The organism is Streptomyces sp. NPDC100445 (genome assembly GCF_044759735.1).
GTDB lineage: Bacteria > Actinomycetota > Actinomycetes > Streptomycetales > Streptomycetaceae > Streptomyces.
Window position 1 is genome coordinate 348423 of sequence record NZ_JBIVZV010000006.1, and the last position, 18299, is coordinate 366721.

At 74.8% G+C, this 18299-nt stretch carries 15 protein-coding genes; 10 read left to right on the forward strand and 5 right to left on the reverse strand.

The annotated features are described in order from the left end of the window. Positions 1 to 79 precede the first annotated feature (79 nt). Both ACIQVT_RS17895 and ACIQVT_RS17900 read right to left on the reverse strand, forming a co-directional pair. Positions 80 to 892 (reverse strand): anti-sigma factor domain-containing protein, encoded by an 813-nt coding sequence (locus ACIQVT_RS17895; RefSeq protein WP_403753879.1) that lies wholly within the window; start codon positions 890 to 892, stop codon positions 80 to 82. Further along, on the reverse strand, positions 889 to 1431 hold the full coding sequence (locus ACIQVT_RS17900; protein ID WP_403753881.1) for a sigma-70 family RNA polymerase sigma factor: 543 nt from the start codon (positions 1429 to 1431) through the stop codon (positions 889 to 891). Before ACIQVT_RS17900 ends, ACIQVT_RS17895 begins: the two co-directional genes overlap by 4 nt. Positions 1432 to 1640: 209 nt before the next feature. Between ACIQVT_RS17900 and ACIQVT_RS17905 the strand changes: the two genes are divergently transcribed. The 3 genes from ACIQVT_RS17905 (at position 1641) to ACIQVT_RS17915 (ending at position 6378) form a co-directional block, all read left to right on the forward strand. Beyond that, positions 1641 to 3182: a DUF4331 domain-containing protein gene (locus ACIQVT_RS17905; protein WP_403753884.1), complete on the forward strand. Its 1542-nt coding sequence runs from the start codon at positions 1641 to 1643 to the stop codon at positions 3180 to 3182. A 92-nt stretch (positions 3183 to 3274) separates the two neighbouring features. Continuing rightward, positions 3275 to 4792 carry a tetratricopeptide repeat protein gene (locus ACIQVT_RS17910; RefSeq protein WP_403753886.1) on the forward strand — a complete coding sequence of 506 codons (1518 nt, stop codon included), beginning with the start codon at positions 3275 to 3277 and terminating at the stop codon, positions 4790 to 4792. Then, the gene (locus tag ACIQVT_RS17915; protein ID WP_403753889.1) at positions 4789 to 6378 is read left to right on the forward strand and encodes a sulfite exporter TauE/SafE family protein; all 1590 of its coding nucleotides are present in this window, start codon (positions 4789 to 4791) and stop codon (positions 6376 to 6378) included. The genes ACIQVT_RS17910 and ACIQVT_RS17915 overlap by 4 nt, the downstream gene beginning before the upstream one ends. 117 nt (positions 6379 to 6495) lie before the next feature. On the opposite strand, the gene ACIQVT_RS17920 is transcribed toward ACIQVT_RS17915, so the two are convergent. Beyond that, entirely contained in the window at positions 6496 to 7299 is an 804-nt protein-coding gene (locus tag ACIQVT_RS17920; RefSeq protein ID WP_403753892.1) for an SGNH/GDSL hydrolase family protein, read from the reverse strand. 254 nt (positions 7300 to 7553) lie between these two features. On the opposite strand from ACIQVT_RS17920, the gene ACIQVT_RS17925 reads away from it, so the two are divergent. The 5 genes from ACIQVT_RS17925 (at position 7554) to ACIQVT_RS17945 (ending at position 14431) form a co-directional block, all read left to right on the forward strand. Further along, positions 7554 to 7964: a hypothetical protein gene (locus tag ACIQVT_RS17925; protein ID WP_403753895.1), complete on the forward strand. Its 411-nt coding sequence runs from the start codon at positions 7554 to 7556 to the stop codon at positions 7962 to 7964. A 415-nt stretch (positions 7965 to 8379) separates the two neighbouring features. Beyond that, complete coding sequence (locus tag ACIQVT_RS17930; RefSeq protein WP_403753898.1) at positions 8380 to 9201, forward strand: glycosyltransferase family 2 protein; 822 nt, start codon at positions 8380 to 8382, stop codon at positions 9199 to 9201. After that, positions 9198 to 10187, forward strand: a complete 990-nt coding sequence (locus tag ACIQVT_RS17935) for a glycosyltransferase (RefSeq protein WP_403753901.1) — start codon at positions 9198 to 9200, stop codon at positions 10185 to 10187. The genes ACIQVT_RS17930 and ACIQVT_RS17935 overlap by 4 nt, the downstream gene beginning before the upstream one ends. Then, complete coding sequence (locus tag ACIQVT_RS17940; RefSeq protein ID WP_403753904.1) at positions 10180 to 10980, forward strand: polysaccharide deacetylase family protein; 801 nt, start codon at positions 10180 to 10182, stop codon at positions 10978 to 10980. Before ACIQVT_RS17935 ends, ACIQVT_RS17940 begins: the two co-directional genes overlap by 8 nt. After that, the gene (locus tag ACIQVT_RS17945) at positions 10973 to 14431 is read left to right on the forward strand and encodes a lipopolysaccharide biosynthesis protein (RefSeq protein ID WP_403753907.1); all 3459 of its coding nucleotides are present in this window, start codon (positions 10973 to 10975) and stop codon (positions 14429 to 14431) included. Before ACIQVT_RS17940 ends, ACIQVT_RS17945 begins: the two co-directional genes overlap by 8 nt. A 25-nt stretch (positions 14432 to 14456) precedes the next feature. On the opposite strand, the gene ACIQVT_RS17950 is transcribed toward ACIQVT_RS17945, so the two are convergent. Continuing rightward, positions 14457 to 15857, reverse strand: a complete 1401-nt coding sequence (locus tag ACIQVT_RS17950; RefSeq protein WP_403753911.1) for a xylan 1,4-beta-xylosidase — start codon at positions 15855 to 15857, stop codon at positions 14457 to 14459. Between the two features lie 131 nt (positions 15858 to 15988). Here ACIQVT_RS17950 and ACIQVT_RS17955 point away from each other — a divergent pair, with 131 nt between their 5' ends. Together ACIQVT_RS17955 and ACIQVT_RS17960 are read left to right on the forward strand one after the other, a co-directional pair. Beyond that, positions 15989 to 17083: a DUF5925 domain-containing protein gene (locus ACIQVT_RS17955; RefSeq protein ID WP_403753914.1), complete on the forward strand. Its 1095-nt coding sequence runs from the start codon at positions 15989 to 15991 to the stop codon at positions 17081 to 17083. Positions 17084 to 17098: 15 nt separating this feature from the next. Beyond that, positions 17099 to 17869 carry a DUF72 domain-containing protein gene (locus ACIQVT_RS17960; RefSeq protein WP_403753917.1) on the forward strand — a complete coding sequence of 257 codons (771 nt, stop codon included), beginning with the start codon at positions 17099 to 17101 and terminating at the stop codon, positions 17867 to 17869. A 31-nt stretch (positions 17870 to 17900) separates the two neighbouring features. Here ACIQVT_RS17960 and ACIQVT_RS17965 read toward each other — a convergent pair whose 3' ends face one another. Beyond that, entirely contained in the window at positions 17901 to 18269 is a 369-nt protein-coding gene (locus ACIQVT_RS17965; protein WP_403753919.1) for a GntR family transcriptional regulator, read from the reverse strand. Positions 18270 to 18299: the final 30 nt, after the last annotated feature.

Sequence of the window (18299 nt, forward strand, 5' to 3'; positions counted from 1 at the left end):
TATCGCCCTCGTGGGGCACGCGTGTATCCCGGCCACAGGATTCACCTTCCCTGTAAGGCGGTTGACCATCCTTCACCGGCTACTCTCCGAATCCGACCGATTCCAGGGTGAGTTGGACAATCGGCCGGCCGGTGGGCCGGGCGGAGCCACCGCCGGGCTCGACGGTCACAGCGAGTGACGTCGCGGAGGTGTCGAGACCGCGCGCGACCAAGGGCGTGTCGCCCGCGAGGAGCCCCAGGGAGCGCGGCCCCGCCCCGGGACGCAGCAACCAGAGCTGGTGCACGCGCCCGCCGGCCGGGGTGCCGTACCCGCTGAGGGTGACGACGGCGTCCCGCCCGGAGGCGGAAGCGATCACTCCGATCCGGCGGCCCCGCCCGTCCTCGCCGCTCGCCGCGCGGGCGTCCGGAGCGGCCAGGACGTGGGCGATCTCACGTGCCCGGGCCTGTTCGGCGGCCAGCCGGTCATCCGTGCGGTGGGCCTGGACCGCGAAGAGGGAGGCGACGACGAGGGCGGCGGTCGCGGTGGCCGCGGCGAACGGCGCGAACAGGGGGCGCCCGCGCGGGGCGTGGGCGCGGCCCGGCGGCGGCCGGACACCCCAGACGTGCGGCGGCAGCCGGCGCTCGACCTCCCGGCCCGGCGCCCGCTCCTGCGGGGTGGCGCGCACGGCGGCCAGCACCCGTTCGCGCAAGGCGGCCGGCGCGGGCACCGCCGCGGACCAGGCGAGGCGCACCGCGTCCTCCGCCAGGTCCCGCACCTCGGCGGCACAGCGGTCGCAGCGCGCCAGGTGCTTCTCGAAGCGGCGGCGCTCGCCCGGTTCGAGGGCGTCGAGCGCGTAGGGCGCGGCGAGCGAGTGCCGGGCCTCGCGGCGTGCCCGTCCGCCGAGGACGCTCATGCCGTGCCTCCCAGGCACTGGCGCAGCCGGGTGAGGCCGTCGCGCATCCGCGTCTTGACCGTGCCGAGCGGCAGCGACAGCCGCTCGGCCACCTCACGGTAGGTGTAGCCGTCGTAGTAGGCGAGGGTGACCGACTGGCGCTGGAGGACGGTCAGCCGGTCCAGGCAGCGGCGCACCCACTCGCGTTCCAGGCCGGCCTCGACCTCCTCGACGACCTGGTCGAACGCGGGCCCCCCGGCGCGCAACGCCTCGCGCTGCTCGCGTTCGCCGGCCGCGCGGGCGCTGCGCACCCGGTCGACGGCCCGGCGGTGGGCGAGGGTGAGGATCCAGGACAGGGCGCTGCCCCGGCCGGGGTCGAACCGGGCGGCGGAGCGCCACAGTTCGAGCAGCACCTCCTGGGCGACCTCCTCGGACTGGGCGGGATCCCGCACCACGCGCCGGACGAGTCCGAACACCGGCCCGGACACCAGCCCGTACAGGTCCTCGAAGGCCCGCTGGTCGCCGCGGGCCACGAGTACCAGCAGGTCGTCCGCCCGCATGCGGGTCCCCTCCCCGTGCCCGCAGCCCGTCCTTCCCCGCACCCCGCGCATCCGCACCGAGACACACCTCCCGGGAGACATACGGATCCGCGGGCCGAAAACGCGGGCCGCCGGGCGCCGAAAAGTTTTTCCGCGGCCGACCGATCCGAACGGCGTGCCGGCTCCGTATACCCGTCCGTCAAAGCAAGACGGCACTAGGGACGGACGGCATGACACCTCTCTTCTCCAGGAGCGGCACCGGACGCAAGGGCCTGGTCACCCTCATCTGTGGCGCGCTGGCCACCGGGGGGCTCGCGGCCGCCGGCGTCGCCACGCTGGAACCCGGGGCGGCCTCCGCCTCCTCCCACCGGGAGGCACCACTGATCTCGGGGACCCCGCAGTACGACAACACCGACCTGTACGCGTTCGCCAGCCCGGACAAGCCCGACACGACGACGATCCTGGCGAACTGGATCCCGTTCGAGGAACCGGCGGGCGGACCGAACTTCTACACCTTCGCGGACGACGCGCAGTACGACCTGCACATCGACAACAACGGTGACGCGCAGGGCGACACGGTCTTCCGCTACACCTTCAAGACGCACACGAAGAACGGGAACACGTTCCTCTACAACACCGGCCCGGTCACCAATCTCGCCGACCCCGACCTCAACATCACCCAGACCTACGACATCGACCTCATCCGGTTGAAGAACGGGCACGAGGCGTCCCGGACGAAACTCGCGGACGACGTGCCGGTGGCGCCGTCCGACGTGGGCAAGGCGTCCATGCCGGACTACGGCAAACTGCGCTCGCAGGCCGTCTACCGGACCGCGGGCGGCGCCACCACGTTCGCCGGGCAGGCGGACGACCCGTTCTTCGCCGACCTGCGCGTCTTCGACCTGCTGTACGGCGGCGACCTCAGCGAGGTCGGCCGGGACACCCTCAAGGGCTACAACGTCAACACCATCGCCCTCCAGGTGCCGAACGACCTGATCCGCGAGTCGGCCCACCAGCCGGTCGTCGGCATCTGGTCGACCGCCCAGCGCCGCAACGCCCAGGGCTACTACAGCCAGGTGTCCCGCCTGGGCAACCCGCTGGTGAACGAGGTCGTCAACCCGCAGAAGGACAAGGACAGGTTCAACGCCTCGCAGCCCGCGTACGACGCCCAGTTCGCGAAGAACGTGACCAACCCCGAGCTGCCGAAGCTGATCGAGTCCCTCTACAAGATCAAGGCGCCGGCCGAGCCGCGCAACGACCTCGTCGACGTCTTCCTCAAGGGCGTCAAGGGCCTCAACCAGCCGCCGAACGTGCGGGCTTCGGAGGAACTGCGGCTGAACACCTCGATCCCGCCGGCCGCGCACCCCAAGCGGCTGGGTGTCCTGGACGGTGACAACGCGGGCTTCCCGAACGGGCGCCGGCTCGGTGACGACGTGATCGACGCGGCGCTCCAGGTCGTCGAGGGCGAACTGGTCGGCTCGAAGAACGACCTGGGTGACGCGGTCGACAAGAACGACAAGAAGTTCGAGAAGCACTTCCCCTACGTCGCCGAGCCCACGGCCGGTTCGCGCGGCCGGCTCGCCAAGGGCACGGCCGCCGGCACGGACGTGCGCAGCGGGCTCGGGGACGCGCTCCAGCCGGCCGGGTCCGCCACCGGCGGTTCCGGCGACACGGTGCTGATCGCCGCCTCGGCGGCCTCGGGCGCGGCCGCGATCCTGCTCCTCGGGTCCGCGTTCGCCTGGTGGCGCCGGCGCGCGCAGCGCGCGTACTGACCCCGTACCCAACCCCCCAGACCGGCGCGGCCCGCTTTCCCCTCTCCCCCACGGCGGGCCGCGCCTCCCACCCGACCGACGGAGGAACAGGCATGGGCCCGCGCGGGCAGCACGAGGACAACGACGGGCGGCCGACGGCCACGGCCGACGGCACCGGGCCGGCGGCGCCCGAGCCGCCGGAGACGGCTCCGCCCGGCACCGGTGGGACCGCGGCGGGCGGAGCCGGGGGTGCCGGCGAGGATGGTGACGCGGCACGGGTCGCCGCCGTGCGGCGGGCCGGGGCGGCGGGGCGGCGGTGGCGGGCCGCGCGGCTGGCCGGGTCCGCCCTGCTGGTGTCCGTCGCGCTGACCGGCGGCGCGATCGCCGTCGGCGCGCACCGCGCGCCGGCGACCGCGCCGGTGGTGGCCGACGCCGTCGACCCCGGGGTGCTCGGCGGCGGGAACCTGGACGCGGCCGTCACCGCCCTCCAGGCGCACCTGCGGGCGCAGCCCAAGGACTCCGGCGGCTGGGCCACCCTCGGCCTGGCCTACGTCGAGCAGGCCCGCACCAAGGGCGACCCGGCCCGCTACCCCCAGGCGGAGCGGGCGCTGCGGCGCTCGCTGTCGCTGGCACCGGACAGCGACCAGGCCCTGGCCGGCCGCGCCGCGCTCGCCGCGGCCCGGCACGACTTCGCGCACGCCCTGACGTTCGCGGACGCGGCCCTGCGGCAGAACCCGTACAGCGAGCGGGCGCTGTCCTCCCGTATCGACGCCCTGGTCGAACTCGGCCGGTACGCCGACGCGGCGAAGGCCGCGGCGACCGCCGACGCGCGCAGGCCGGGCGTACCGGTCTTCACCCGGTACGCGTACGTGCGCGAGCTGCGCGGGGACGTCACCACCGCGCGCCGGGTTCTGGAACAGGCGCTGTCCGCCGCGTCCTCACCGGGTGACACCGCGTACGTGGCCACGCAGCTCGGCCAGCTCGCCTGGAGCCAGGGCGACGACCGGTCGGCGCTCGCCTGGTACGCCCGGGCCCTGGCCGCCGACGACGGCTGTCTTCCGGCGCTGGAGGGCCGGGCCCGCGCCCAGGCGGCCGGTGGTGACCGGGCCGGGGCGATCAAGGGGATGGAGGCGGTGGTCGCCCGGTATCCGGTGCCCGGCTCACTCGTCGTCCTCGGCGAGCTGTACGAGGCGCGCGGCGCGACCGGTGACCGGGCACGCGCCCGGCGGCAGTACGCGCTCGTCGACGCCTGGACGGCGCTGGCCCGCGCCAACGGCGTCGACGCCGACCTCGACACCGCGCTGGCCGCCGCCGACCACGGCGACCGGAAGGCCGCCCTGCGCGCGGCCCGCGCCGAATGGGCCCGCCGGCACACCGTGCACACGGCGGACGCGCTCGCCTGGGCACTGCACGTGGACGGCCGCGACACCGAGGCCCTGCCGTACGCCCGCCGCGCCACCGCCACCGGCTACCGCAACGCCGCTTTCCGCTACCACCGGGGTGTCATCGAGCTGGCCACGGGCCACCGGGCGGCGGGCCGGGCCTCGCTGAGGTCGGCGCTGAAGCTGAACCCCGGTTTCTCCCCGCTGGGTTCCGCCGCTGCCCGCGACGCCCTGGAGGGAACCGAGTGAGGCCACGCCCGCGGTACCTGCTCGTCCTCGCCCTGTGCGCGCTCGCCCTCCTCCCGGCCGGCACCGCGAGCGCGCACCCCCTCGGCAACTTCACCGTCAACCGCTACGACGGACTCGTCGCCGCTCCCGGGCGGCTGCGCGTGGACCACGTGGAGGACCTCGCCGAGATCCCGGCCACCCAGGCCGGCCCCGACATCCGGCGGCTCGGGCTGAGCGCGTGGGCGCGGCAGCGGTGCGCGCGGGCCGCCGAGGACAGCACCCTGACCGTGGACGGGCGCACCGCGGCCTTGACGGCCACCCGGAGCACCGCGCGCCTGCGCCCCGGCCAGGCCGGGCTGCACACGCTGCGGGTGGAGTGCCGGCTGACCGCGGCGCTCCCCCGCGCCGGCGCCGTCGGCCTGCGGTTCCACGGCGCGGGGGCCGCCGGCGGGCCCGGCTGGCGCGAGATCACCGCGCGCGGCGACCGGACCACGCTGACCTCGACGGACGTACCGCGCGTCTCGGTCTCGCACGAACTGACGAGCTATCCCAAGAGCCTGCTGTCCTCGCCCGCCGACACCGCGACGGCCTCGGTACGGCTGCGGCCCGGCGGGCCGGCGCTCGCCGGGGACGCGCCGCGGCGGGACGCACCGGGCGCCGGCGTGCTGCCCCGGGGTGCCGACCGCTGGACCCGCGCCCTGGACGACCTGGTGGCCCGGCGCGACCTCACCGTCGGTTTCGCCGCGCTGGCGCTGCTCGTCGCGGTCGTCCTGGGGGCGCTGCACGCGCTGGCGCCGGGGCACGGCAAGACGCTGATGGCCGCGTCGGCGGCGGCGCGCGGCGGCCGGGCCCGGCCGCGGGACGTACTGCCGCTGGCCGCCTCGGTCACCGTGACCCACACGCTGGGAGTGGTCGCCCTGGGCCTGCTGGTGACGGCCGGGTCCGCCGCCACGCCCGCGGTGATCGCCTGGCTGGGCCTCGCCAGCGGTGTCCTGGTGCTCGCGGCGGGGGTGACCCTCGTGCGCCGGGCCTGGCGCGGTCGGCCGCGTACCGTCCCCGTCGCCCAGGACGAGGAGGTGAGGCGGGAGTTGGTGGCCGTGGGCGCCGCCCCGCACTCCCACCACCAGGACGGCGTGCGCCCCAGCCATACCGGCCACACCCATGCCGGTGAGCACGAGCACGAGCACGAGCACGAACAGGGTCACAGCCACGGTGGTCACAGCCACACCCACGGCGGGCACACGCACACCCATGCCACCGCGCCCACCCTCCGCGGCACGCTGCTCCTCGGGTTCGCCGGTGGGCTGGTGCCCAGTCCGTCCGCGGTGGTGGTGCTGGTCGGCGCCGCGGCGCTCGGCAAGGCCTGGTTCGGGCTGCTGCTCGTCGTGGCCTACGGCGCCGGGCTCGCGCTGACCCTCACCGCGGCCGGGTTCGCCGTCGTACGGCTGGGTGCGGGCGCGGCCCGGGTGCTGGAGCGGCGTCCGCGCTGGTCCGCGCATCCGCTGGCCGTATCGGCGCGCCGGGCCCTGCCGTTCGCGTCCGCGCTGGTCGTGGTGGCGTTGGGGACGGGGCTGGTGGTCAAGGGTGTCGTGTCGGCGCTGGGCTGAGCCGTCGCGCCGTGACGGCGACGGCGGAGACCCCGGCGACCGGGATCTCCGCCACGCCGGATCCGCCCCGGGGACCCCGGCCGGGAAGGTTCACCCTGCCGGGCGAGCCCGAACGGGTCAGGCGGCGTTGGTGAGCACCGGCAGGTAGCCGCCGGAGTGGCCGGCCGCGGTCGGGTGGTAGGACGTGCCGATGTCGAGCCAGTTGACGCTGTGCAGCCAGGAGTCGCCGGAGCAGATCTCGTGACCGGTGAACGTGTTGCGGACGTCCCCGAAGGCGAAGTTGTGCGCGGCGACGCGGGCCTTGATGACGGAGTCGATGTAGTCGGCCGCCCCGTTGATGGCGGACCGCTTGGTCTCGGAGAGGCCGAGGCAGGTCTGGCCCAGCAGGTAGAAGCGGGGGTAGCCGATGACGACCACCCGGGCGGAGGGGGCTTTGGCGCTGATCGCGTTGTAGACGGTGTCCAGCTTGCCGGGGAGCGTGTTGGCGACGTACGCCCTGGCCGTGTCGATCTTCGACAGGCAGGCGCTGTCGGACTGGATCACACAGGTCGTCATGACGTCCGAGAAACCGGCGTCGTTGCCGCCGATCGTGAGGGACACCAGCGAGGTGGCGGAGTTGAGGGAGCCGAGCTGGTTGGCGAGCACGTCGTCCGTCTTCGCGCCGGAACAGGCGTTGAAGGCGAACGAGGAGTAGCTGTGGGCGGCGTTCCACAGGTAGGGGTAGGCCTTGGTGCTCCGGTCGCAGCTGCCGCTGGAGCTGATGTAACTCCCGGCGCCCACCCCGGAGGAGTAGGAGTCGCCGAGCGCCACGTACCCTCCGGCCGCGGCCGTGGACGCGTGCGCCGAAGCGGCCCCGGTGAGACCGAGGCCGGCGGCGAGGAGGAGCGACGTGAGGAATCCGGTAAGTCGGGAACGTCTCATGGAGCCTCCCTTTAGCAGGATCCTTGCGTCAACCGTGGTACCAACTACGCGTGTTGACGGGAAGTGTTCATGCCAAGACTGTTGGGATCTCAACAGGATCGGCCCGACACGTTCACCGCTCATCTATTGCATGTTCATGTCATATGTGGTCCCACCGGACGGGTCGAGCACCCATGAGAGGCCTCCTTGACGCCCACGGCGGTCTGCGCCACATTGAATTCCGGCATCCGGCGCGTCGGGGGGCGAAGTCGTCCATGCGGACCTCACGCATCAGGACACGCATCGAGGCACACGTCCGGCCCGGGCCGGGACGGCTGCTGCCGCCCCTGCTCACCGGGGCCGCGGCCGCCGCCGCACTGGCCGGCGCGGTGCTCGCCCTGCTCGACTCGACCTCACCCCTGCGCGCCCCGTGCACCCTCTTCTTCCTGCTCGCCGCCCCGGCCCTGGCGATCGGCGCGGCGCTGCGCGGACTGGACCCCTACGGCCGGGCGGTCACCGCCCTCGCGGGCGCGGTCGCGGTCGACATGCTGGTCGCCCAGGCCATGCTGACCCTGCATCGGTGGTCCGTCCGCGGCGGGGTGGCCGCGGTGGCGCTCCTGAGCGTGCTGCTGCTCCTCCTGACGGCACTACGGGAACGAATTTCCGGAAAACACACACAAAAGTGACCGGGATGGTGCAAGGTGGTCCAACGGCCGAACCAGCACGAAGGTGAGGCGCCCTTCCGGGCCTCGCCTCCGGGTGGGACCGTCGATACCGTCATACAACTCACCCGCACCGGTCCGCCGGCACTCGGCTCCAGGGGAGGGCGCAGAGGGCCACGAGGTGCCCGGCGCGGGGCGCGGTAGGGGGGTGCCGTGCTCGGTGACCACAACCGTGACCGAGTCGTACCGCGCGGCCGGCCGACGTCGTTCCCCGGCAGGCCGGCCGGCTCCGCCGGCTCGTCCACGGACACGGAGACCGCCCCGGGCACGGCCCCGGAGACCGGCCCACCGTGCCGGAGATGAGAACCCCCCTTTCGAACCGGACACAGAACCGGACCGCCCGTGGGCGGGCGGTCCACCGGACGAGAGGGAAACACCCATGAGTTCCGTGCTGCGCCCGCCGGGTCCGGGCAACGACCCGCTGATCGCCGCCGACTACCGGCCCATCTCCTCGCACCTGGCGATCACCGTGCCGGTGAGCGTGGTCATCCCCGCCATGAACGAGGCGGAGAACCTGCCCTACGTCTTCAAGAGCCTGCCCGGCTGGATACACGAAGTGGTCCTGGTGGACGGCAACTCCACGGACGGCACGGTCGGTGTGGCGCGTTCCCTGTGGCCCGAGGTCAAGGTCGTCGAACAGCGCGGCAGAGGCAAGGGGGACGCCCTGATCACCGGGTTCGAGGCCTGCACCGGCGACATCATCGTGATGGTCGACGCGGACGGCTCCGCCGACGGCGCGGAGATCGTGTCGTACGTCTCCGCCCTGGTCTCCGGTGCCGACTTCGCCAAGGGCTCCCGCTTCGCCAACGGTGGCGGCACCGACGACATGACCCTCGTCCGCAGACTGGGCAACCGCGCCCTGTGCGCCACCGTCAACCGCAAGTTCGGCGCCCGCTACACCGACCTCTGCTACGGCTACAACGCGTTCTGGCGGCACTGCCTCGACAGCATCGACCTCGACTGCACCGGCTTCGAGGTCGAGACGCTGATGAACATCAGGGTGGTCAAGGCGGGGCTGCGGGTGCAGGAGATACCGAGCCACGAGTACCTGCGCATCCACGGCACCAGCAACCTGCGCGCCGTGCGCGACGGGCTCCGGGTGCTGCGGGTCATCCTGCGGGAACGCTCCAACCGGCGGGAACTGCGCCGCCGGGACCGCCGCTCACCACTGCTCGACACCGTCCGGGGGGAGGCGTCTTGACCGGTCCCGGGGTCTCCGTGGTGATCTGCGCGTACACCGAGGACCGCTGGGAGGACATCCGCGCGGCGGTCTCCTCGGTGCGCGCGCAGTCGTGTCCGGCGCTGGAGACGCTCCTGGTCGTGGACCACAACCCGGGCCTGCGGACCCGGCTGGAGCACGCCTACGGGGAGGACGGCGGCGTCCGGGTCCTGGTCAACACCGGCCCGCGCGGCCTCTCCGCCGGCCGCAACACCGGCATCGCCGCCTCCCGCGGCGAGGTCATCGCCTTCCTGGACGACGACGCCGTCGCCGAACGGGACTGGCTGCGCCACCTCGCCGAGGGCTACGCCGACCCGCGCGTCCTCGCGGTGGGCGGCCGTACGGTGCCCGTCTGGGCGTCGGGCCGGCGGCCGGCCTGGTTCCCGCCGGAGTTCGACTGGGTGGTGGGCTGCACCTACAAGGGGCTGCCGCCCGGCCGCGTCCGGGTCCGCAACGTGCTCGGCGGTAACGCCTCCTTCCGGCGCACGGCGTTCGAGGCGGCGGGCGGCTTCGCCACCGGCATCGGCCGCGACGGCGACCGCCGCCCGCTGGGCTGCGAGGAGACGGAACTGTGCATCCGCCTGGCCCGCGCCCGCCCCGACGCCGTCCTGCTCATCGACGACCGGGCGGTCATCCACCACCGGGTGCCCGCGTCCCGCGAGCGCTTCGCCTACTTCCGCGGCCGCGCCTACGCCGAGGGCCTGTCCAAGGCCCTGGTGACCCGCAGCGTCGGCGCGGGAAAGGGCCTGGAGTCCGAACGCCGTTACGCGGCCCGGGTCCTGCCGGCCGGGGTCGCCCGGGGGATCGGGGACGCGCTGCTCGGCAGGCCGGGCGGGGCGGGGCGCGCCGGCGCGATCGTCGCCGGGGCGCTGAGCGCCGCCGCCGGCTACGCGCTGGGCGGCCTGCGGGCCCGGCGCGCCGGTACGTCGTTCTCGCCCGCGCCGACCCGCGGGGGTTCCGGTGAGTGACGTCCCCGTGCCCGTCCTCATGTACCACTCCGTCGCCACCGCCCCCGACGCCGCCACCCGCGCCCTCTCGGTCACACCGCGGACGTTCGCGGCGCAGATGGCGCTCGTCGCCGGCCTGGGGCTGACCCCGCTCACCACCGCCGGCCTCGCGGACCGCTGGCGCTCCGGCCGGCCGCTGCCCGCCCGGCCGGTGCTGATCACCTTCGACGACGGCTACGAGGGCGTGCACCGGCACGCGCTGCCCGTCCTCGCCCGACACGGCTTCCCCGCCACCCTGTTCGTCTGTACCGGCTGGCTCCGCGGCGCCCACGGCACGGGCGCCGGCCCGGACACCATGCTCGACTGGCCGCAGGTGCGCGAACTGGCCGCCGCCGGCGTGGAGATCGGCGGGCACAGCCACACCCACCCCCAGCTCGACCAGCTGCCCGACGGCGCCCTGTGCGCCGAGCTGGACCGCTGCACCCGCGTCCTCACCGGCGAACTGGGCGCCGCACCGTTGTCGTTCGCCTATCCCTACGGCTACTCCAGCCGCCGGGTCCGCCGGGCGGTGCGCGACGCCGGGTACGCCCAGGCACTGGCCGTCGGCAACACCCTCGCCCGGCGCCGCCAGGGCCCGTACGCCCTGCGCCGTGTGACGGTGCGTCGCGCCACCGGGCCCGAGGAGTTCCGGCGGCTGCTCGAAGGGCGCGCCCTCGCGCGGGACTTCGCGGGGGACCGGGTGCTCACCAAGGGGTACGCGCTGGTCCGGCGAGCCCGCCAGGTCCGCCGGCAGGTGATCCCCGGCCGTGTCTGACACGACCACCGCGACCACGGCGGCCGGGACGGCGGCAGCCGGCGCCACGGCGCCCGGGCCCGGCCGGTCCGCCGGCACCCGTCCGCTGTTCCGCAACGCCTACGCGCTGATGCTCAACACCGGGATCTCCGCCGTCCTCGGGCTCGGCTTCTGGCTGGCCGCGGCCCGCCACTACTCCGAGGCGGCGGTCGGGCAGGGCTCCGCCGGCATCGCCGCGATGAAGTTCCTCGCCGGGCTGACCGCGGTGACCCTGACCGGCGCCCTCGCCCGCTTCCTCCCCGTCGCCGGTGAGCGCACCGGACGGCTCGTGCTGCGCGCCTACGCGGGCGGTTCGCTGGTCGCCGCGGGCGCGGCCGGGATCTTCCTGCTGACCCTGGACGCGTGGGGGCCGTCGTACCGCTTCCTGCACGGCACGGCGAACGGGCTCGGGTTCCTCCTCGCCGTGGCCGCCTGGAACGTGCTCACCCTCCAGGACGGCGTGCTGACCGGGCTGCGCAGCGCGCCCTGGGTGCCGGTCGGCAATACGGTGTTCTCGGTGGTCAAGCTGGCGCTGCTCGCCGCGTTCGCCGTCACCCTGCCGGCCACCGGTGTCTTCGTCTCCTGGGTGGCCGCGATCGCCACCTCCGTGGTGCCGCTGGGCTGGCTGGTGTTCCGGCGGCTGATCCCCCGGCACGCGCGGGCCACCGGTGGGCGGGCCGCCCCGCCGACGGCGAGGGAGATCGGCAGGTTCCTGGCCGGGGACTGCACCGGTTCGCTGTTCTCCCTCGCCGTGGTCTACCTCGTGCCGGTGATCATCGCCGCGCGGGTCGGCCCGGAGGAGAACGCGTATTTCTACGTCACCGCCACCATCGGCGGCACGACCAACCTGCTCGCGATCAACATGGGCGCCTCGCTCACCGTCGAAGGCTCGCACGACCCGGCGCGGCTGGCCGCCGACACCCGGGCCGCGCTGAAGCGGATGGCCCGGATCATGCTGCCCGTGGCGGGCCTGCTGTTCGTCGGCGCGCCCTGGATCCTCGGGGTGTTCGGCCGGGGTTACGCGGACGCGGCGACCCCGCTGCTGCGCTGGCTCGCGGTCGGCGCGGTGCTGCGCACCGTGATGGAGACGCACTTCGCGGTGGAGCGCGCGCGGAGCCGCACCACCGGACTGGCCTGGCTCCAGGGCCTGTTGTGCGTGTTGGTGCTGAGCCTGACCGTGCTGCTCCTGCCCCGGCTGGGGCTGGCCGGCGCGGGCGTCGCCGAGATCTCCAGCCTCGCGGTGGTGGTGGCGATCGCCGCGCCGCGGCTGTGGCGGACGGTGCGGTCCGTGCCCGGCGCCGTGCCGGACACCGCGGCACCCGACGGCGACCTCGCCGACCTCGCCCCGCTCCCCCGCCCCCGGCGGCGGTCCGGCACCGGCTCCCCCGCCGCCCCGGCGCGCGGGGACCGCCCGGCACGGGCGGACGCCCGCGACACCCGGGCCGGCGTGCTCCTCGGGGGGCTGCTGGTGGCGGCCCTGGTGCTGTACTGGGCGCCGGCGCTGCGGCTCGGCGAGGCGGACCTGGACCGGATGAGCGGGCTCGGCCTGGTCTCGGTGCTGCCGCTGCCGACACTGGCCGGGGCGGCACTGCTGGTGACCGTGTTCGCCGCGCTGCTCCGCCGGCACCGCGAACACCGCGCGCTGCTGCTGGTCACCCTGGTGGCGACCGTGGTGTGCCTGCACGCGCTGCCCGCGGTGATCGAGAGCGAGCCGCGGTTCCCGACGGCCTGGCAGCACCTCGGCTTCCTCGACCACATCGACCGGACCGGCACGGCCGTACCCGACCTGGACGCCCGCTGGAGCTGGCCCGGGTTCTTCGCGGTGACCGCGTTCGCCGGCCGGGCGTGCGGGATCACCGACTTCACCGAAGTCATCCGCTGGTGGCCGACGGCCGTGCAACTCGCCTCTCTGGCGCCGATGTTCCTGCTCACCCGGGCGCTGCGCGCGAGCTGGCGGGCGAAGTGGGCCGGCGTCTGGATCTTCGCGCTGAGCGGCTGGGTCGGCCAGGACTACTTCTCCCCGCAGGGTTTCACCTACCTCCTGTACCTGGTGTTCGTGGCCGTCCTGCTGGTCTGGTTCCGCCCGCCCCGGGTGATCTGGACCGGGCGGCGCCCGGGCGAGGCCGAGGTGGAACCGGCCGACCGGCGGCAGCGGGCCGTGCTGCTGCTGGTGCTCATGGCGCTCTACGCGGCGACCGTGCCCGCGCACCAGCTCACCCCGTTCATGATGCTGGGCGTGGTCACGGCCCTCGTGCTGGTCGGCCGGTCCGAGGTGCGCGGGCTGCCGCTGCTGTTCGGGGTGCTGGTCGCGGTCTGGATCGGCTTCATGGCCGAGCCGTACTGGTCCGGGCACTTCGACGAACTCTTCGGCGGGGTCGGCGGGGTCGGCGACAACGTCTCCACCTCCGTCTCGGGCCGTATGCGGGGCGGCAGCGCGGCCCACGAGCTGGTGCTGTACACCAGGGTGCTGCTGGCCGGTTCGGTGCTGGGGCTGGCCTGCTGGGGCTGGTGGCGGCGGCGCCTGCACGGGTACCGGGAGCGGTGCCTGCCCGTCCTCGTGTGCGTCCCGTTCCTCGGCTTCGGCATGCAGTCGTACGGCGGTGAGATGGCGCTGCGCGTCTTCATGTTCGCGGTGCCGGGCGCGGCCCTGCTCGGCGGGCTCGCCCTCTTCCCACGCACCGGTGCCGCCGCGCGCGGGGGCCGGGGGCGGTTCGCCGTGCCGGCCGTGCTCCTCACCGGGCTGCTGCTGACGGGCGGTTTCCTGGTGGCCCGCTGGGGCAACGAGCCGTTCGAGCGGGTCCGGCCCGGCGAGGTCACGGCCATGGACTGGGTGTACGCGCACGACCGGCCGACGGTACGGCTGCTGTGGCTGACCCAGGACCCGGTCGACGACGTGACGCCGGCGCTGCCGTGGGGCGCGCGGGACATGGAGCGCGTGACCTACGTGCCGACGCTCGCACCGGCCGACCCCCGGCGGGTGGCGGACCTGGTGATGGCGCTCCGGGCGGCCGGGCCGCACGCGTACCTGATGGTCGACCGCGCCCAGGCGGCCTACCTGGAGCTGGACGCGGGTTACCCGGCGACCTGGCGGCCCCGACTGGTCCGGGGCCTGGACGGCCGGCGGGAGCTGACCCGGGTCCTGACCGGGGACGGGGTCGCGGTGTACGCGCTGCGGCAGCGGCCGGCGGGCCCGGTGCCCGAGCCGGACCCGGGGCCGGCCGGTCCGCTGGTGACCTGGACGCCGTGGTCGGTGGCCGGCGCGCTCGCCGCCGTCGTGCTGGTCCTGCTGCTGGCCGCCGTCGAGCTGGTCCGGGTGGCGGGGCGGCCGGGGGTGCGCCGGCTGCGGCTGGTGCAGGGCGGCTTCTGGTTCGCGCTGCCGCTGCTGGGGCTGGTGCTGGCCTCGCTGGTGCAGCGGTTCGTGACGATGAAGTGAGCGTGCGCGGACGGGAGTCGTCGGTTCAGCGGTCGAGCCACCTCACCTCGTACGCGCCCATCGTGAACCGCCTGCCGTCGACGCGCACGCCGGTCCGCCGGCCCAGGGTGTTGACGACGAGGACGCTCCGGCGGGTGGCGAGGACGCGGACGTGGGGCGCGTCCTCGGGGGCGACGGACACGGTGGCGTACCGGGTGCCCGGCGGGAACGCCCGCGCGAACCGGGACACCAGGTCGTACAGGGGCAGTTCGCGTCCGCCGCCGGCGGTGTCGGTCGGGGACCACAGACAGCCGGGGCACGGGCCGGTCCGCCGCTCCGGGTTCCAGTAGAAACCGGAGGCGGCGCCGCCCCTGACCATGGCGATCATGCCGGTGGCCTGGACGGCGACGCGGTGCGGCCCGCTCCAGCCGGTGCGCGCGCCGTCGCCGTCGCCGGGCTCGACGTAGTACTCGGCCCACCACAGGGGCAGGCCGCGGGTCTGCCGCCGCACCCAGGCACCTACGGCGGTGAGTTTGCCGGTGGCCGCGAACTCGTCCGGCGACAGGGCGTCGTCGCGGGTGTAGCTGGAGCCGTCGACCACGGTGAAGTCGGCGCCCGCCCGGTGGGTGTTCCAGTAGGCGAAGGCGTCCAGCACGCGCCGGTCCATGGCGCCCCAGGGGCCCCTGAGGGTGCGGGAGGCGTTCGGGTCGTGCGGGCCGACGCTGTCCATGACCAGGTAGGGGCCGCCGACCATGATGTCGTCGTCGACGTTCTTCAGCGCCTTGTACACCAGGTCGTACATCCGGGTGTAGCCCTCGTAGTCCCAGCGGGACCGGGCGTCGTCCCAGAAGCCCTTGAACTCGTTCCAGACGATGAAGTGCCGCACGTCCGGGTAGCGCCGGGCGACGGTCGCGGCGAGGTCGGCGAAATCCTGGTAGTGGCCGGGCAGCGGAGCGCTCTCCAGCGCGGCCCGGCTCCAGTCGGTGCGCCCGGCCCCGGCCGTGCCGTCCTTCATCCAGTCCGGGGCGCAGCACAGGGTGATCACCGGGGTGCCGCCGGAGGCGCGGACCAGGCCGACACGCCGGTCCAGCGCGGCGAAGTCGTAACGGCCCCTGGCCGGCTCGGGGTTGTCGGCGCCCCAGCCCATGATGTGCTGGTTCTGCGCCAGCCCGCCGTCGCGGCCGAGGAGCCGGGTGACGCGCGCGGTGGCGGCCGGCGCGCCCTGGTCGGCGCTGTACCGGGTGTGCGTGAAACCCCAGCCGACGTCCGGCCCGGGGGTGCCGGCCGGGGCGGCGGGGGTGCCGGACGGCCCGCCGCCGTCGCGCGCGCCGCCGCCGGGCCCCGCGGTGAGCAGGGCGAGCACCAGGGCCGGCGCGGCCAGGGCCGCGCCGAACAGGGCGGTCAGCCGCCGCCACCGCCTGCGCGCGTCCCCGTCCGGGCGTCCCATCCGGACCACGGTAACGGGGGGAGGCGGGCGGCGGGGGGTGTCGGCCGGAACGCCGGGGACCGTTCCGGGACACCCGGGACAAGCGGTGGAAATACCGTGCGCGCGGCCCCTGCGTGCCGGATCATGGCGGCATGGCTGCCAACCCGCACGACGCTCTGCCGATCCGGCTCCACGTCGACGACTCCGACTCGCCGTCCGATGTCGTCGACGCGCTGTTCCTCGGCCGTTTCGCGACGGGCGAGCAGCCGTACTCGCACGCGCTGAACATCGACCGGGTGCGCTCGGGCGCGTCCCTGCTGCCCGAGGGGGCCCGGGTGCTGCGGGTCGCCCGCGACGACGACCGCAGCGCGACCCTCGCCGAGGGTGAGGGCTGGACCCTGCTGGTGTCCCGCTGGAACCGCGGCGCCGACGTCACCGTCACCGCGACCAGCGCCGAGCTGGCGAAGCGGATCCTCGACCAGGCCACGGACGGCGCGACCGACGAGCCGGAACCCCAGCCGGAGAACGTGGCGATGGGGTTCTGGTACGTCTCCCCGCGGCGCGGCCCGCACCGCACCACCCGGCAGATCTCGGCGGGCACCTGGGAGGAGGTCCGGCCCAACTACACGGCACCGGTGGCGGACGCGATGGACCGTCTGATGAAGACGACCCCCGAGGACATCGCGGGCCGGCTGCTCCTGCTGCACGGCCCGCCCGGCACCGGGAAGACGTCCGCACTGCGCACCCTGGCCCGCTCCTGGCGGGACTGGTGCCAGGTGGACTGCGTCCTGGACCCCGAACGCCTATTCTCCGACGTCGGTTACCTGATGGACATCGCCATCGGCGAGGACGACGGCGCGGGCAAGGGCCGCTGGCGGCTCCTGCTGCTGGAGGACTGCGACGAGCTGATCCGCGGCGAGGCCCGGCACACGGCCGGCCAGGCCCTGTCGCGGCTGCTGAACCTCACCGACGGCCTGCTCGGCCAGGGCCGCAACGTGCTGGTGGGTGTCACCACCAACGAGGACCTGGAACGCCTGCACCCGGCCGTGGTCCGCCCCGGCCGCTGCCTGGCCCGCATCGAGGTCGGTCCGCTGACCCACCGGGAGGCGGTCGGCTGGCTGGGCACCGAGGAGGGGATCGGCCGCGAGGGCGCGACCCTGGCCGAGCTGTACGCGCTGCGCCGGGGCACGTCTCCGACATCGGTGCCGGGGGCGCGGGAGGGAGCGGACGCGGGCCTGTACCTGTGATGCTTTCATGAGGGTATGACCGTGTTCGTCGGCACGTCGGGGTGGCAGTACAAGGACTGGCGGAACCTCGTCTACCCGGCGGGGGTCCCGGCGCGGCTGTGGCTGGAGGAGTACACCCGGCTGTTCGCGACGGTGGAGATCAACAACGCCTTCTACCGGCTGCCGACGTACGACACCTTCGCCGCCTGGCGCGGCCGCGTCCCGCCGGACTTCGTCGTCGCGGTCAAGGCCAGCCGCTTCCTCACCCACATCAAGCGGCTGAAGGAGCCGGAGGAGCCGGTGCACCGTCTGATGACGCACGCGGCGGGCCTCGGCGACCGCCTGGGCCCGGTCCTGCTCCAGCTCCCGCCGACCCTGCGCGCCGACCCGCCGCTGCTGGACGCGTGCCTGGCCCGCTTCCCGGCCGGCACGCGGGTCGCGGTGGAGCCCCGGCACGACTCCTGGTGGACACCGGAGCTGCGGCGCGTGCTGGAGCTGCGGGGCGCGGCCCTGTGCTGGGCGGACGTCCTGGCCCGCCCGGCCGGCCCCTTGTGGCGCACCGCCGACTGGGGGTACGTCCGCTTCCACCAGGGACGCGCCGCGCCCTGGCCGCGCTACGGCCGCCGCTCGCTGGAGACCTGGGTGGACCGGATCGCGACGGCGTGGCCCGGCGGGGAGGACGTGTACGCGTACTTCAACAACGACCCCGGGGGCGCGGCGGTGCGGGACGCGGTGGTGTTCGCGGCGGCGGCGCGCCGGGCGGGTCTGGCGGTGACACGGACACCGGAACCCGTGCGACCGCGCTGACCGCCACCGCCCCCGGCGGCTCGGCGGTCCGCTATCCCGCGTAGGCCGCCCGCAGCGCGTCCCGTACGGCGGCCAGCGCCTCGGCCTCGCCCAGCCCGAGCCTGCGCACCCGTTCCGCGTACGCCTGCGCGGCCGTGGACGCCTCGCGTTCCGCGGCCGAACCGGCGGCGGCGACGAACGTGCCGTTGCGTCCGCGGGTCTCGATCACCCCGTCGCCCTCCAGCGCCCGGTAGGCCTTGGCCACCGTGTTCACCGCGAGCCCCAGGGACTCGGCCAGCCCGCGCACGGTCGGCAGCCGGTACCCCACGGGGAGCGCGCCGGAGCGCGCCTGCTCGGAAATCCGCGCCCGCACCTGCTCGTACGGGGGCGCGCTGTCATCGATGCGGATCTTCAGGCTCACGCCCCGATTGTCCCGCACCCGACGAGAAAA